This window comes from Salmonella sp. 741265050_HSA (assembly GCF_046569445.1).
GTDB lineage: Bacteria > Pseudomonadota > Gammaproteobacteria > Enterobacterales > Enterobacteriaceae > Salmonella > Salmonella enterica.
The window spans coordinates 109,319-123,630 of record NZ_JBKFSV010000007.1 but is presented as its reverse complement, the minus strand read 5'-3'; the positions used below and the strand labels follow the sequence as shown (position 1 = coordinate 123,630).

The window sequence follows — 14,312 nt, the reverse complement described above, 5'->3', positions numbered from 1 at the left end:
TGATTATCGTAGATCGGTTTTTGCTCGATCGCCTATAAGGAAATCATCATGCGCTATTCTAAACTCTCTTTGCTCATCCCGTGCGCGCTTCTGCTTAGCGCCTGTACGACCGTCACTCCCGCCTACAAAGATAATGGCCCGCGTATCGGCGCGTGTGTGGAAGGCGGCCCGGACAGCGTGGCTCAACAATTTTACGACTACCGTATTCAACACCACAGCAATGATATCGCCGCGCTTCGCCCCTACTTGAGTGATAACCTGGCGAAATTGTTGACCGACGCCAGCCGCGATACGGAACACCGCCAGTTGATGAGCGGCGATCTGTTCTCCAGCCGCGCTACGCTGCCGGATAGCGCCAACGTCGCCAGCGCATCAACCATTCCGAACCGAGATGCGCGCAACATTCCTCTGCGGGTGGCGTTAAAACAGGGCGATCAAAGCTGGCAGGATGAAGTGCTTATGATTCACGAAGGCTCATGCTGGGTGATTGACGACGTTCGCTATCTGGGCGGAGATGTCCATGCCCCTGCCGGTACGCTGCGCCAGTCGATAGAAAACCGTTAACAGACAGTATTCCCCGCTTTTGCACTCATAACCCCGTAAATTGTCTGGCATTCTGCACGGGATGCCGACAATTCTTCTTACCTACTATTCCTCCTGCTATTTTGTGCTATGTTTAGGGAAGAATGTGGGATATATTTAACTTTTAACGCATAAATATTGCATAACTATTCTGCGAAAGGTACTATCTGCGGCTTCAATAGCTATCAGACTGCCAGTATACGAGTGTCAATGAGTATTCAATTAAACGGCATTAATTGCTTTTACGGCGCGCATCAGGCGCTGTTCGATATCACGCTGGATTGCCCCGAAGGCGAAACGCTGGTGTTGCTTGGCCCAAGCGGGGCGGGTAAAAGTTCGCTGCTGCGTGTACTCAATCTGCTTGAGATGCCGCGCTCCGGCACTTTGACTATCGCCGGGAACCATTTTGACTTTACGAAAACGCCGTCCGATAAGGCGATTCGTGAGCTACGTCAAAATGTCGGAATGGTCTTTCAGCAATATAATCTTTGGCCGCATCTCACCGTTGTGCAGAATCTGATTGAAGCGCCCTGCCGCGTACTGGGTCTGACAAAAGATCAGGCGCTGGCGCGCGCAGAAAAGCTGCTGGAGCGTTTACGTCTGAAGCCATATAGCGATCGTTATCCGTTGCACCTTTCCGGCGGTCAGCAGCAGCGCGTCGCGATTGCCCGCGCGCTGATGATGGAGCCGCAGGTACTGCTGTTTGATGAACCGACCGCCGCGCTGGACCCGGAAATTACCGCTCAAATCGTCAGCATTATTCATGAGCTGGCGGAAACGAACATTACTCAGGTGATCGTTACGCATGAAGTCGAAGTGGCGCGTAAGACCGCCAGTCGTGTGATTTATATGGAAAATGGTCACATCGTCGAGCACGGTGATGCGGGTTGCTTTGCCCACCCTCAGACCGAAGCGTTCAAAAACTATCTCTCTCACTAAGATTCGGGACAATGACAATGAAAAAAGTTCTGATTGCCGCGCTAATTGCAGGCTTTAGCCTTTCCGCTACAGCAGCCCAGACCATTCGTTTTGCGACCGAAGCGTCCTATCCGCCGTTCGAATCGATGGATGCTAATAACAAGATTGTCGGCTTTGACGTCGACCTGGCCAACGCGCTATGTAAAGAGATCGACGCCTCCTGTACCTTTACCAATCAGGCGTTCGACAGCCTGATCCCCAGCCTGAAATTCCGCCGCTTCGACGCTGTAATGGCAGGAATGGATATCACGCCGGAACGTGAAAAGCAGGTGCTGTTTACCACGCCATATTACGACAACTCTGCGCTGTTCGTGGGTCAGCAGGGCAAATACACCAGCGTCGATCAACTGAAAGGCAAGAAAGTCGGCGTACAGAACGGTACGACGCACCAGAAATTCATCATGGATAAGCATCCGGAAATCACCACCGTACCGTATGACAGCTATCAGAACGCGAAGCTGGATCTACAAAATGGCCGTATCGACGCTGTTTTCGGCGACACGGCGGTCGTGACCGAATGGCTGAAAGCCAATCCTAAGCTGACGCCGGTCGGCGATAAAGTCACCGATAAAGATTATTTCGGCACCGGCCTGGGTATCGCGGTACGTCAGGGCAACACCGAGCTGCAGCAGAAATTCAATACTGCGCTGGAAAAAGTGAAGAAAGATGGGACTTACGAGACCATCTATAACAAATGGTTCCAGAAGTAATCTTTGATGAACGAATTTTTTCCTTTAGCAAGCGCCGCCGGGATGACCGTCGGCCTTGCCGTCTGCGCGCTGATCATTGGCCTCGCGTTAGCCATGTTCTTTGCCGTCTGGGAGTCCGTAAAATGGCGCCCGATTGCCTGGATAGGCTCCGCGCTGGTCACTATTTTGCGCGGCCTGCCGGAAATTCTGGTGGTGCTGTTTATCTATTTCGGCTCCTCGCAACTCCTGCTTACGCTGTCTGACGGGTTTACCCTCCATCTCGGCTTTGCGCAGATCCCGGTGCAAATGGAGATTGAGAACTTTGACGTCAGCCCGTTCCTGTGCGGCGTGATTGCGTTGTCCCTGCTGTATGCGGCCTATGCGTCGCAGACGCTACGCGGCGCGCTGAAAGCCGTTCCGTCTGGTCAGTGGGAGTCGGGTCAGGCACTGGGATTATCAAAGACGGCGATTTTTTTCCGTCTGGTGATGCCGCAGATGTGGCGTCACGCCCTGCCAGGGCTGGGTAATCAGTGGCTGGTGTTGCTAAAAGATACGGCTCTGGTCAGCCTTATCAGCGTTAACGATCTGATGTTGCAGACCAAAAGCATTGCCACACGCACCCAGGAACCGTTTAACTGGTACATTATTGCGGCGGCTATTTACCTGGTCATTACGCTGATCAGTCAGTACATTCTCAAACGCATAGACCTGCGCGCGACACGTTTTGAGCGGAGGCCGGACTAATGCTTGAGTATTTACCTGAACTGCTAAAAGGGCTACACACCAGCCTGACGCTGACCGTGGCTTCTATTGCCGTCGCTTTGGTGCTGGCGTTAGTTTTTACCATCATCCTGACGCTAAAAACGCCGTTCGTGGTGTGGCTGGTGCGCGGCTATATCACGTTGTTTACCGGTACGCCGTTGTTGGTGCAAATTTTCCTGATCTACTACGGACCCGGTCAATTCCCGACCCTACAAGAGTATCCACTACTCTGGCACCTACTGTCTGAACCGTGGCTGTGCGCACTGATCGCGTTGTCGCTAAACAGCGCCGCTTACACGACGCAGCTATTTTATGGCGCGATTCGCGCGATTCCGGAAGGTCAGTGGCAGTCCTGCGGCGCGCTGGGGATGAGTAAGAAAGATACGCTGGCGATTTTGTTGCCCTATGCGTTTAAACGCGCCCTCTCCTCCTATTCTAATGAGGTGGTACTGGTCTTCAAAAGTACCTCACTGGCTTATACCATCACCTTGATGGAAGTCATGGGGTACAGTCAGTTGCTCTATGGTCGTACCTACGATGTGGTGGTATTTGGCGCGGCAGGGGTAATTTACCTGGTCGTCAACGGTCTATTGACGCTGATGATGCGTTTGATTGAGCGTAAAGCCCTGGCGTTTGAGCGGCGCAATTAACCAGGCAGGATAAGGCATTCTCGCCGCCGTTCGACAATGGTCTGATGGCGCTGCGCTTATCAAGCCTACGATGCATAATATTGAATAAATCCGACGGACAAGTGGTTAACTTGTCCGTCTTTTTTTATCCATTTCAAAATATTTAATCATTTTTATTGCATATTAATTCAATCAATGGCATTGTAAATCTATGCCGCAGACACGGCGCATAATCATAAGATTACGGGAGTGACATCATGAAAAAGTTAGTTCTGGCCGCATTACTCGCCTCTTTCGCCACTGGCAGCATCGCCGCTGAAAAAATCAATTTCGGGGTTTCCGCCACCTATCCCCCGTTTGAATCCCTGGATGCGAGTAATAAAATTGTGGGCTTCGATATCGATCTGGCAACCGCATTATGCAAGCAAATGCAGGCAGAATGTACTTTTACTAATCATGCTTTCGATAGTCTTATCCCGGCGCTGAAATTCAGAAAATATGATGCCGTCATTTCCGGAATGGACATTACCCCGGAGCGCAGTAAACAGGTCGCCTTTAGCAATCCCTATTATGCGAACTCTGCGCTGGTGATTGCCAAAAAAGACACCTATAAAACCTTTACCGATCTAAAAGGTAAGCGTATCGGTATGGAAAATGGCACCACGCATCAAAAATATCTCCAGGATAAACATCCGGAGGTCAAAACCGTGGCCTACGACAGCTATCAGAATGCGATTATCGACCTGAAAAATGGCCGTATTGATGGTGTCTTTGGCGATACCGCAGTGGTCAATGAGTGGCTGAAAACGAATCCGCAACTGGGTCCGGCAACAGAGAAAGTGACCGATCCGCAATACTTCGGTACCGGACTTGGCATCGCGGTGCGCCCGGACAATAAGGCGTTGCTGGAAAAACTGAATAATGCGCTGGCCGCCATTAAAGCGGACGGCACTTATCAGAAAATCAGCGACCAGTGGTTCCCGCAGTAAGACATATGTGATTAGCCCACCGTGTTGCGAAATGGCAGTATAAATACCTTATTCAGCCCACGGGCCGCCATCGGAAACTATCCTGGCCTGATAAGCGCAGCGCCATTGGGCATTCTACAGTTTGTCATCAGTCTCAAGCGCCTGCATCAACAGGCATTCGGACTAATACTTGCCGGGTGACGCTAACGCGTACCCGGCTTACAACATTGTTATGTTTTTAGATAACATCCAGACCCAGACGGCGATACTGCTCCGCCGGAGCATCATTTTCTTTCATCAAACGGATAAGTAAGTTGATCATCCTTGCTTCGATGGCCTCATCATGAATAGGATGTTGCTGCTGCGGATCATCTCTGAGATCAAACAAGAGATGACCAAAGCTATTCACTCCTTTATATTTTTCCCTGGCCGGAATACGTAATACCTGAAGCCCTTTAGTAAAGTTAAACGGAGGTGCCAGAGATAATTTTCCCAGTTCATCCACATCATAACGCGCATTCATCTTGATCGGCATTAACGTGTAGTTCGCAATGTCATGCTCACGCCCCGGCTGCGCGGCCCGCATATAAACATAGCGTCTGTCGGTAACATTAACATGTCCGCTAAACACGCCAAACAGCGCGCCTTCCCTGACGGGTTCATCACTGGCAATGACTTTCGCCAGCGGTTGGCCCTGCATATCTGCGGGAATAGGTTGCTGAAAATAATCCAGTAGCGTTGGCGCCCAGTCAATCATCTGCACCAGCGACTGCCGCCGCGCTCCGCATACCGCGCTGCGCGGGTCCCAGATAAACAGCGGGTTATTCGCCACCTCGTTATAATAGGGCATTTGATTTTTAGCCCACCAACCGTGCTCCCCCAGCAAGAAGCCGTGATCGGTACCGACAATCAGCATCGTATCGCGCCAGAGATCGTGTTCATCCATCAGATCAAGGATACGTCCAAGATTGCGGTCGCACATGGAAACCAGGGCCCGATAACGACAGCGAATATGCGCTATCGCCTCCTCGCTTTCACTGACTTTGCCGCGCGGCCAGTCATAATGCGGGCCTTGCCACTCATCGTCATAGAGCGATAAATATTCCTCGGTGGTATAAAACGGCTCATGCGGATCGAACGTCTCAACCTGCAATAACCAGTTATCTTCGGCATGATTTTTATGGATAAAATCGCACCCTGCGTCAAAAACTTTCGTCTGGGGAAAATCGGCTTCCTGCTGGATGTATTCGCGGTTCGCCCAGTCATGACGCCATAGCCCGGAAACGCCGCCTCCGGTTTGTTTTTGTGGAACGCGCAGTACTTCCGGAATGGGCGGCTCGCCAACGCTTGCCTTCCAGTGATCGCCCTCCTGACCGCGTACTACGTCCCAGGAGCTATAGCGGTTATGGTAGTTACCGCCGCCGTCTTCCCAGTAATGCAAATGATCGCTGATAAGATGGGTGTAGATCCCCGCTTTTTTCAATAATTCCGGCATGGAATCATCAAAGGGTTCCAGCGGCCCCCACTCACGATGCAGGAAATTATAGCGCCCGGTGTGCAGTTCCCGACGGGCTGGCATACAGGGCATACTGCCGACATAACTATTGTCAAAGGTGGCGGCATGTGCCGCCAGGCGTTGAAAGTTAGGCGCTTTCGTTAGCAAATCGCCATAGGGCGGCAAATAGTTTTTATTCAGACTGTCAAACAGCAGAATAATCGCTTTCATGACTCACCCTCATTTGTTGAGCAGGTGCGGAAAATTTTTCTCTACCACATCGTAAATCTGTTTACCTATTGATTCGCCATCCATGATATTTTCAATGGGAATGAGATATTGTCCGTGTTTAGGATCGAGGCTAACGACATCAAGCAATTTTTTCGAAATCGCATATATATCTGCCCAGTCGGTAAATCCACCGACCTCTCCCGCTGCCGTATGCTCCATATCAAAAGAGAAGTCATATTTTGCTAACGCTTTTTTAACCACAGTCTGTAACATTACGCTACTGCCTACACCATAACCGCATACGAATAAAATATTTACAGAATCTTTCATAATAAAATCCTTTATATAAACCGAATCAATTAAATGGAATAAGGACCAAGATGGAACGTTGAAGCAATAAATTTCAGTAATTCACAAATCGCAGGCCACAGAGTCGCCCAGTCAAATATTCCCGTCCAGCCCACACCTTCTTTTGCCAGCCCGGTTAAAGGAATGGCCCATACCGTACCGAAAGTCTGAATAATCCCTAACAGGAAAGTACAAATAATAACGGAACGATATCCCCCCATTCGGTTGGCTAATACGCCGATGGGACCGCCGGAAAAGAAGAGCGGAACAAAACCAGGCAATACCATAATAGGGCTATGGATGAGCAGCAGAATGCCCATGGAAAAAATCGTGCCGAAGGTACAAAAGACGAATCCCAGCGTGGCCGCGTTCGGCGAAAAAGGTAATAAAGCAGCAACATCCACAGCCGGTATAGCATTAGGAATAAAGCGATCCTGCCATCCTTTAAACGAACCGTTAATTTCACCAACCATCATCCGCACGCCCTGCAGCAAGATGACCATATACATAGAGAATTGCAGGCCCAGATTGATGATATAGATATACCAGGGTTTGCCTTTCGCCATTAACTGTACGTTATCGATCCCTGTCGCCAATAAAAAACCGCCAACGAAGAGCGTCATCACAATGGCGATTGCCGTCACGTTGTGGTTAAAAATGGCTAACCAACCGGGAAGTTTCAGGTTTTCGGCGTCATGCTTTTCCGGATCGCCGAATTTATGCGCGAATTTCGAGAAAAACCACAGTCCCAACATCTGGTTATGCGCAATGGTAAAACCGGCGTTATTGGTCACTTTGGCAATGGGTTTAACAATAAGCGTGGTTGAAAACGCCCAAAATACCCCGGTCAATACCCCGGCAATCACAATGGATTGTACCCAACCGAACCCCAGCCAGAAGACGATTAACCACAGTACTGCCTGTGAATGAGAGACCCCGGTATTACCGGTAAGAAATATACCTTTTGCGCCGGTATAACGGCCAAATAAAACTAATAACAGGTTAGTAAAAAACGCCAGTACAAAAACGTATCCTACATAGCCGAAATTATCGCCCAGCGCTATTTGCGTCGCGGCTTTCATGGCGTATGAATCCATTAAGTATCCATGCACGCCATAAGCCTTGCTGACTGCCTCTGCAACCGGTTTAAAAGTGGCTGAAAATTGAAAGCCGCCAAATAACACCATCATCAAACCGACCATCGCGCTGATCATACCGGTGATAATTTTTATAGGCGTCTTTTTATCCAGCGCATAGCCAACACCGACTAATATCCCAATTAATATTGCCGGTTCAGTTAAAAACGTTTGAATAACATCTATAAATTTGGCAAACATCGTCTGAACGCCCTCCATAAGCGTGCCTATTCGTTGTCATGATTGACCCCTTTACTGACGTTACGTATTGCTTCGCTGATGCTATTGAAAGTTACCCGATAAACCACCTTGTCTAATTTTGCCTTACACGCACTGTAATAATCAAAATTAGTCATTAAAAGATTTAAAGTGATTATTTGTGATTTGATTTGCAAAAATAGGGTAATATATAACCACGATCGATCGGAGTTTTTTATCGATCGATCATGGTTATTATTATTTATGGATAATTAGATAGTTAATATAGATATTTTGTATGTCTGGCTTTTGGCGCTACAGCCTGCAAAGCAGTGTTAACACTTCATAATGCGCGGTATGCGGGAACATATCGAAAAGCTGAACACGTTGAATACGGTAGTTCGGCAGATGACGAATATCCTGCGCCATCGTCTGCGCGTTACAGCTCGAATAAATGATAAAACGCGGCGCCATTTGTGCAAGGTAATCGCACAACGGCTTGCCAATGCCGCGGCGGGGAGGATTCACCAATACCAGGTCGGGCGTTTCGCCTTGGGCGGTGGCGAATTGGGTGGAATCCAGCGCCTGGAAATGAAGGCGGGTCAATCCCAGCTCGGCAGCGGATTGCTTCGCGCAGGCAATCGCCTCCGGCGCGATCTCAATACCGGTTAATTGCATCTGCGGCGTCGCGCAGTGCAGGCCGAATCCGCCCACTCCGCAAAAAAGATCCCACATATGGCGTACCGGCAGTTGCCCTACCCAGTCGCGCGCCGTCGCATATAATCGGCTGGCGACCGTAGGGTTGGTCTGAAAGAAACTTTGCGGACGAATCCACAGCGGCACATCGTTAAAACGTTCCGCCAGCGCCTGCTGATCCGTCAGGTAGATTTCCGTCTCCCCTTCCATAATCGCCATATGTACCGGCTGAATATTTGCGGTGATCACTCTGAGCTGCGGCAGTTGCGCACGCAGCCACGGTAACGCCGCGCGCAGTTGCGTAAGTTTGGTTTCTGAACGCAACACGAAGCGTAGCATCATGCCGCCATCGAACTGACTTTCCGTCAGCAACAGGTATTTCAGTTCGCCGCGTTTTCGCGCCACGTTATAAGGCGTGAGTCCGGCACGGGCAATAAAAGGTTTTAGCGCGCTGAATACGGGGGCAAAGGAGGCGGGATACAGCGGGCAACCGCAAAGATCGACCGGCGTACCGTCGCGATGCAGCATCCCGAAGAGCGGTTTTTCTACACTACCGCTCACGACCATTTTCGCTTTGTTGCGGAAATGCTGTTCCGGGCCGCCAATCGGCGCGCACCACTGTTCAACAGGCAGCCCGGCGAGCAAACGATGTAAATCGGCTGTTTTTGCGGAAAGTTGTTCGTTAACCGACTGCGTAATCCATTGACAGGAACGGCAGCGACCCGCGTCATAGAGTGCGCACTGCATACCAAAAAACCTTCATATTATCCGGGGCGACGATTATACACATTATTGCAGCCGGAAGAACCGACGGCTGGGAGCGGGAATAAACAGCAGAAACAGAATTAAAAGATCGGGGAGTTTTTGCATGACCAGGGAATGCAGGATATCACGCTTCGATTCTCCCGCGATGCTAAACAACTCCGGATACCCGTAGCCTAACGACGCCGCCCACAGATACCCACTCACAATAATTTGTGTCGCCAGGTACACCCAGCGCGCCCAGCTACGGCCTTTCACCAGCGAAAACGCACAATAAATTTCAATAAAGACCAGCACTAAGCTGGCCAGAAAGACCAGGGTTAAGCTCCACGTCTGCACGCTGCGATGAATAAACTCGCCCATCCCGCGTATGCCGAGGGTATTCATAATCATCAGCACATCGAGACCGCGAATCAAAATAATCGCCATAGCCGCAACCTGCACCAGCGTAGGCACATTTAAACGGGCATGTGATGAGGTTGATTGCTTTATAAATCCCAATGAATGTCTTCCCTGAAAATGATGCCGCGACTCGCGCGGCAACGCATTGCCATAGTGGAAGATTTTAGTGGCTTCAGCCGCGTCTTGCACGCTGGATATCGCGAATCCGCTGTTTTTCCGCTCGCGCCATCAGGTACCAGGCAATAAATCCGATGATTCCTACCACGCCGAGGATTAACGTCGCCAGCGCGTTGATTTCCGGGTTCACACCCATGCGCACGCTGGAGAAAACCAGCATCGGTAGCGTGGTGGCTCCGGGACCGGAAACAAAGCTGGCAATCACCAGATCGTCAAGAGAGAGCGTAAAGGCCAACAGCCAGCCCGAGATCACCGCTGGCATGATCATCGGTAACGTAATGACAAAAAAGACTTTCAACGGCGGCGCGCCAAGATCCATCGCCGCCTCTTCAATCGAACGATCCAGTTCGCGTAATCGCGAAGCGATCACCACTGCCACGTAGGCGGTACAGAAAGTGACATGCGCCAACCAGATGGTCAGCATCCCGCGATCGGAGGGCCAGCCGATAGCATGACCGAGCGCGACAAACAGCAGCAGCAGCGACAGCCCGGTAATCACATCCGGCATCACCAGCGGCGCGGTGATCATAAACGCAAAGCCGTTTGCGCCGCGAAACCGTCCAAATCGCACCATCACCACCGCAGCAATGGTACCGAGCACCACCGCCATCGTCGCCGCACAGGCGGCAATTGTCAGGCTTAGTCCCACTGCGCTCATCATGGCGGTATCCCGAAAGAGCTCGCCATACCAGCGCGTCGACCATCCCGCCCACACCGTCACCAGCTTCGAACTGTTAAACGAGTAAATCACCAACATTAACATCGGCGCATAGAGAAAAGTAAACCCCAGCACCAGAATCAGAATGCGCCAGGGCGAGCGAACGACCGGTAAGTTATTCATCCGTGCTCCCCCACACTTTTTTGCTGATGTTTATGGAACCACATGATCGGTACTATCAGCAGCAGCAACATAATAATGGCGACCGCAGAAGCAACCGGCCAGTCGCGGTTATTGAAAAACTCCTGCCACAGGACGCGACCAATCATGATACTGTCCGGCCCGCCAAGCAGTTCCGGGATCACGAACTCGCCCACCGCCGGGATAAAAACCAGCATCGAGCCGGCGATGATTCCGCCTTTGGTGAGCGGGACAATGATGCTAAAAAATGTTTTCAGCGGTCGGGCGCCGAGATCCAGCGACGCTTCCACCAGCGAATAATCAATGCGCGTCAATGCGGTATAAATGGGCAGTACCATAAACGGCAGATAAGCATAAACAATGCCGATATAGACGGCCAGGTTAGTGTGCAGGATCGTCAGCGGCTGATCGATAACCCCAAGCCACAGCAACACATTGTTCAGCACGCCGTTGTTTTTCAAAATGCCCATCCAGGCATAGACGCGTATTAAAAAAGACGTCCACGAGGGCAGAATCACCAACAGCAGCAGGATATTGCGCGTGGAGGGCTTGCTGTGCGCCACCGCCCACGCCAGCGGGTAGCCCAGCAGCAGGCAGCAGATTGTGGAAATACCGGCAATTTGTAACGATTGCAGATAGGCTTCGAAATAGAGCGGATCGTCGGTCAGTTGCAAAAAATTGCCGAGGTTGAGCGTAATCGACAACTGACCGTCAGCCCATTCCAGCAGATCGGTATACGGCGGGATCGCCCGCGCCATTTCCGCCAGACTTATCTTAAAGACGATAAGAAACGGCAGTAAAAACAGCAGAATGAGCCAGATATAAGGCAAAGCAATAACCAGCTTACGCCCATGTTTCATTTGCATTCGCGCCAACCATAGCGCCGCGCCGCCAGGTTTACTGATGCGTGCCGGAGGTTCAAGTGTGCTCATGTTTCCCCCTTATACCGTCAAGACCACGCAGCTATCCGCTTCCCAGCACAAACGCACTTCATCGCCCCAGGTCGGTAACCCTTTCCGGTAACGGTGCGCATTCTGCAGTTGAGCGCTGATCATCTGCCCGCTTTTTAGCCGCACATGATAAATAGACAGATCGCCGAGATACGCAATATGCGCCACTTCGCCGACGGCGAAATTATAGCCATCGGCAGGCGGCGACTCACACAGCATGATTTTTTCCGGACGTAGCGCCACATATACCGGCACATTATCAACGACAGAGGCATCTGCATCGACTTTTAACGGATGAACCAAACCAGGTGCGTCAATGACCAGACCGTCCTCTTCACGCGCTTTCAGTAAGCCCTCAAAAACATTTACCGATCCGATAAATTCGGCGCTGTAGCGGGTCGTCGGATGCTCGTAAATCTCCTCCGGTTCGCCAATTTGCACAAATTTTCCACGGTTCATGATGGCAATGCGCCCCGCCATCGTCATGGCTTCTTCCTGATCGTGCGTCACCATGACGCAGGTCACGCCGACGCGCTCAAGGATATCCACCACTTCAAGCTGCATCCGGTCGCGTAATTTTTTATCCAGCGCGCCCATCGGTTCATCCAACAAGAGCAGCTTAGGACGTTTCGCCAGGCTGCGCGCCAGGGCCACGCGCTGACGCTGACCGCCGGAAAGCTGATGCGGCTTACGTTTCGCAAACTCCTGCATGTGCACCAGACCCAGCATCTCATTGACGCGGCTGGTAATCTCCGCCTTTGGCAGTTTGTCCTGCTTCAGACCAAAAGCGATGTTCTGCTCTACCGTCATATGCGGAAACAACGCATAGGACTGAAACATCATATTAATCGGACGCTGATACGGCGGAACATGCGCCAGATCGACGCCGTCGAGCATAATTTGCCCGCTGCTCGGCGGTTCAAAACCTGCCAGCATCCGTAGCAGAGTCGATTTTCCACAACCTGACGCGCCCAGCAGGGCAAAAATCTCGCCTTTATAGATAGTCAGACTGACATCATCGACAGCATGTTGCCCGTCGAATGACTTCGTCAGGTTGCGAATTTCCAGAAGCGGCGTCAGCGCTTTACGGGTTTTCACCTGCGGGCGGTGGGGGACATCATTCACAAGGCGCTCTCCGGCATAACACAATCAAACGATACAAACGGTGGAATGCCCGATAGCGCACGCTTATCAGGCCATACCGTTAATAAATTACTTACCGCTTTTCACCTTCGTCCATGCGCGGGTGCGGACGCGATCAATCTTCGGCTCCTGCACTTTCAGGGTAAACAACTTGGCCCGCACATCCGCCGGCGGATAAATTCCCGGGTTATCGCGCACCTGCTGGCTGACCAGCGCCGTCGCCTCTTTATTCGCATTGGCGTAGAAAACGTGATCGGAAATATGGGCAATCACATCAGGGCGCAGCAGATAATTAAGGAACTGGTAGGCCTCGTCTTTATTTTTGGCGTCAGCCGGCATGGCAAACACATCAAAAAACGCCATTGCCCCCTCTTTGGGGATCGAGAAAGAGATATTGACGCCATTTTTCGCCTCTTTCGCCCGGTTAGCGGCCTGCCAGACATCGCCCGCCCAGCCGATGGCCACACAGGTATCGCCATTAGCCAGATCGTTAATGTATTGCGAGGAGTGGAAATAGCGAATGTTTGGCCGTAGCTTCAACAACAGATCGGTTGCCGGGCCGGTGTAGTCATCCGCTTTGCTGCTATTCGGATCTTTACCCAGATAGTTCAGCACGGTGGCAAAAATTTCTTCAGGCGCATCAAGGAAAGAGACACCGCAGCTTTTTAGCTTCTCCAGATTTTCCGGCTTGAGGACTAAATCCCAGCTATTCACTGGCGCATCATCCCCCAGCACCGCTTTCACTTTATCAACGTTATAGCCAATGCCCGTCGTGGCCCACATATAGGGCATGGCGTATTTGTTGTCAGGATCGTGCTTCGCTACCAGTTTCAGCAGTTCAGGATCGAGGTTTTTCCAGCCGGGAAGTTTGCTTTTATCCAGCGGCTGAAAAACGCCCGCGGTGAGCTGGCGCTCAAGAAAACTGGCCGATGGCACCACCAGATCGAACCCGGTGCTGCCTGCCATTAACTTGCCTTCCAGCACTTCGTTAGAGTCAAAGACATCATAGATAACGTTAATCCCGGTCTCTTTTTCAAAGTTCGCCACCGTGTCCGGCGCGATATAATCTGACCAGTTATAAATGTGCAGCGTTTTTTGTTCGGCAGCGAGCGTGCCGACAGAGACGACCATCAGAGCACCCGCAACCAGACCCGATAGCCATTTTTTCTTTAAGGCGGTCATCATCGCTTTCCTTCTGAAATCCGTTAACAAATGAACCCATTAGGCGTGGTTTAAAACATGCCTGAAATGTGCATACCTTTTCATTTGATACAAATGAAGAAGAGAGGTCGCCCTCCCTGCCATCA

General features: G+C 51.1%; 15 protein-coding genes. 6 read left to right on the top strand and 9 right to left on the bottom strand.

The genetic code is table 11. The features are described from left to right. Positions 1–48: 48 nt before the first annotated feature. The 6 genes from ACLD4F_RS14235 to artJ all read left to right on the top strand — a co-directional run bounded on the left by ACLD4F_RS14235 (position 49) and on the right by artJ (position 4,629). Complete coding sequence (locus ACLD4F_RS14235) at positions 49–564, top strand: lipoprotein (protein ID WP_001270724.1); 516 nt, start codon at positions 49–51, stop codon at positions 562–564. Positions 565–792: 228 nt separating this feature from the next. After that, on the top strand, positions 793–1,521 hold the full coding sequence (gene artP, locus ACLD4F_RS14230; protein WP_000027186.1) for an arginine ABC transporter ATP-binding protein ArtP: 729 nt from the start codon (positions 793–795) through the stop codon (positions 1,519–1,521). A 17-nt stretch (positions 1,522–1,538) separates the two neighbouring features. Further along, on the top strand, positions 1,539–2,270 hold the full coding sequence (artI, locus tag ACLD4F_RS14225; RefSeq protein WP_411010898.1) for an arginine ABC transporter substrate-binding protein ArtI: 732 nt from the start codon (positions 1,539–1,541) through the stop codon (positions 2,268–2,270). Positions 2,271–2,276: 6 nt separating this feature from the next. Then, positions 2,277–2,993 (top strand): arginine ABC transporter permease ArtQ, encoded by a 717-nt coding sequence (artQ, locus tag ACLD4F_RS14220; RefSeq protein ID WP_001001675.1) that lies wholly within the window; start codon positions 2,277–2,279, stop codon positions 2,991–2,993. After that, on the top strand, positions 2,993–3,661 hold the full coding sequence (gene artM / locus ACLD4F_RS14215; RefSeq protein WP_000895396.1) for an arginine ABC transporter permease ArtM: 669 nt from the start codon (positions 2,993–2,995) through the stop codon (positions 3,659–3,661). Before artQ ends, artM begins: the two co-directional genes overlap by 1 nt. A 236-nt stretch (positions 3,662–3,897) precedes the next feature. Continuing rightward, positions 3,898–4,629: an arginine ABC transporter substrate-binding protein ArtJ gene (gene artJ, locus ACLD4F_RS14210; protein WP_000737538.1), complete on the top strand. Its 732-nt coding sequence runs from the start codon at positions 3,898–3,900 to the stop codon at positions 4,627–4,629. Between the two features lie 217 nt (positions 4,630–4,846). On the opposite strand, the gene ACLD4F_RS14205 is transcribed toward artJ, so the two are convergent. From ACLD4F_RS14205 to potF, 9 genes are all read right to left on the bottom strand, one after another. Beyond that, complete coding sequence (locus ACLD4F_RS14205; RefSeq protein ID WP_079944580.1) at positions 4,847–6,334, bottom strand: sulfatase; 1,488 nt, start codon at positions 6,332–6,334, stop codon at positions 4,847–4,849. 9 nt (positions 6,335–6,343) lie between these two features. Continuing rightward, positions 6,344–6,664 carry a PTS sugar transporter subunit IIB gene (locus tag ACLD4F_RS14200; protein WP_000655399.1) on the bottom strand — a complete coding sequence of 107 codons (321 nt, stop codon included), beginning with the start codon at positions 6,662–6,664 and terminating at the stop codon, positions 6,344–6,346. Positions 6,665–6,693: 29 nt separating this feature from the next. Continuing rightward, positions 6,694–8,037 (bottom strand): PTS sugar transporter subunit IIC, encoded by a 1,344-nt coding sequence (locus ACLD4F_RS14195; protein ID WP_000399323.1) that lies wholly within the window; start codon positions 8,035–8,037, stop codon positions 6,694–6,696. 294 nt (positions 8,038–8,331) lie between these two features. Further along, positions 8,332–9,459, bottom strand: coding sequence for a 23S rRNA (uracil(747)-C(5))-methyltransferase RlmC (gene rlmC, locus ACLD4F_RS14190; RefSeq protein WP_001623325.1), 1,128 nt, complete (start codon positions 9,457–9,459; stop codon positions 8,332–8,334). A gap of 42 nt (positions 9,460–9,501) precedes the next feature. Continuing rightward, a complete protein-coding gene (locus ACLD4F_RS14185) occupies positions 9,502–9,975 on the bottom strand; it encodes a YbjO family protein (protein ID WP_001668047.1) in 474 nt (157 codons plus the stop codon). 73 nt (positions 9,976–10,048) lie between these two features. Next, positions 10,049–10,894 carry a putrescine ABC transporter permease PotI gene (gene potI, locus ACLD4F_RS14180; RefSeq protein ID WP_001061631.1) on the bottom strand — a complete coding sequence of 282 codons (846 nt, stop codon included), beginning with the start codon at positions 10,892–10,894 and terminating at the stop codon, positions 10,049–10,051. Further along, on the bottom strand, positions 10,891–11,844 hold the full coding sequence (gene potH, locus ACLD4F_RS14175) for a putrescine ABC transporter permease PotH (protein ID WP_000105453.1): 954 nt from the start codon (positions 11,842–11,844) through the stop codon (positions 10,891–10,893). The genes potI and potH overlap by 4 nt, the downstream gene beginning before the upstream one ends. Positions 11,845–11,853: 9 nt before the next feature. Beyond that, the gene (gene potG / locus ACLD4F_RS14170) at positions 11,854–12,987 is read right to left on the bottom strand and encodes a putrescine ABC transporter ATP-binding subunit PotG (protein ID WP_001000698.1); all 1,134 of its coding nucleotides are present in this window, start codon (positions 12,985–12,987) and stop codon (positions 11,854–11,856) included. An 87-nt stretch (positions 12,988–13,074) separates the two neighbouring features. Beyond that, positions 13,075–14,187 (bottom strand): spermidine/putrescine ABC transporter substrate-binding protein PotF, encoded by a 1,113-nt coding sequence (gene potF / locus ACLD4F_RS14165; RefSeq protein WP_000125769.1) that lies wholly within the window; start codon positions 14,185–14,187, stop codon positions 13,075–13,077. Positions 14,188–14,312: the final 125 nt, after the last annotated feature.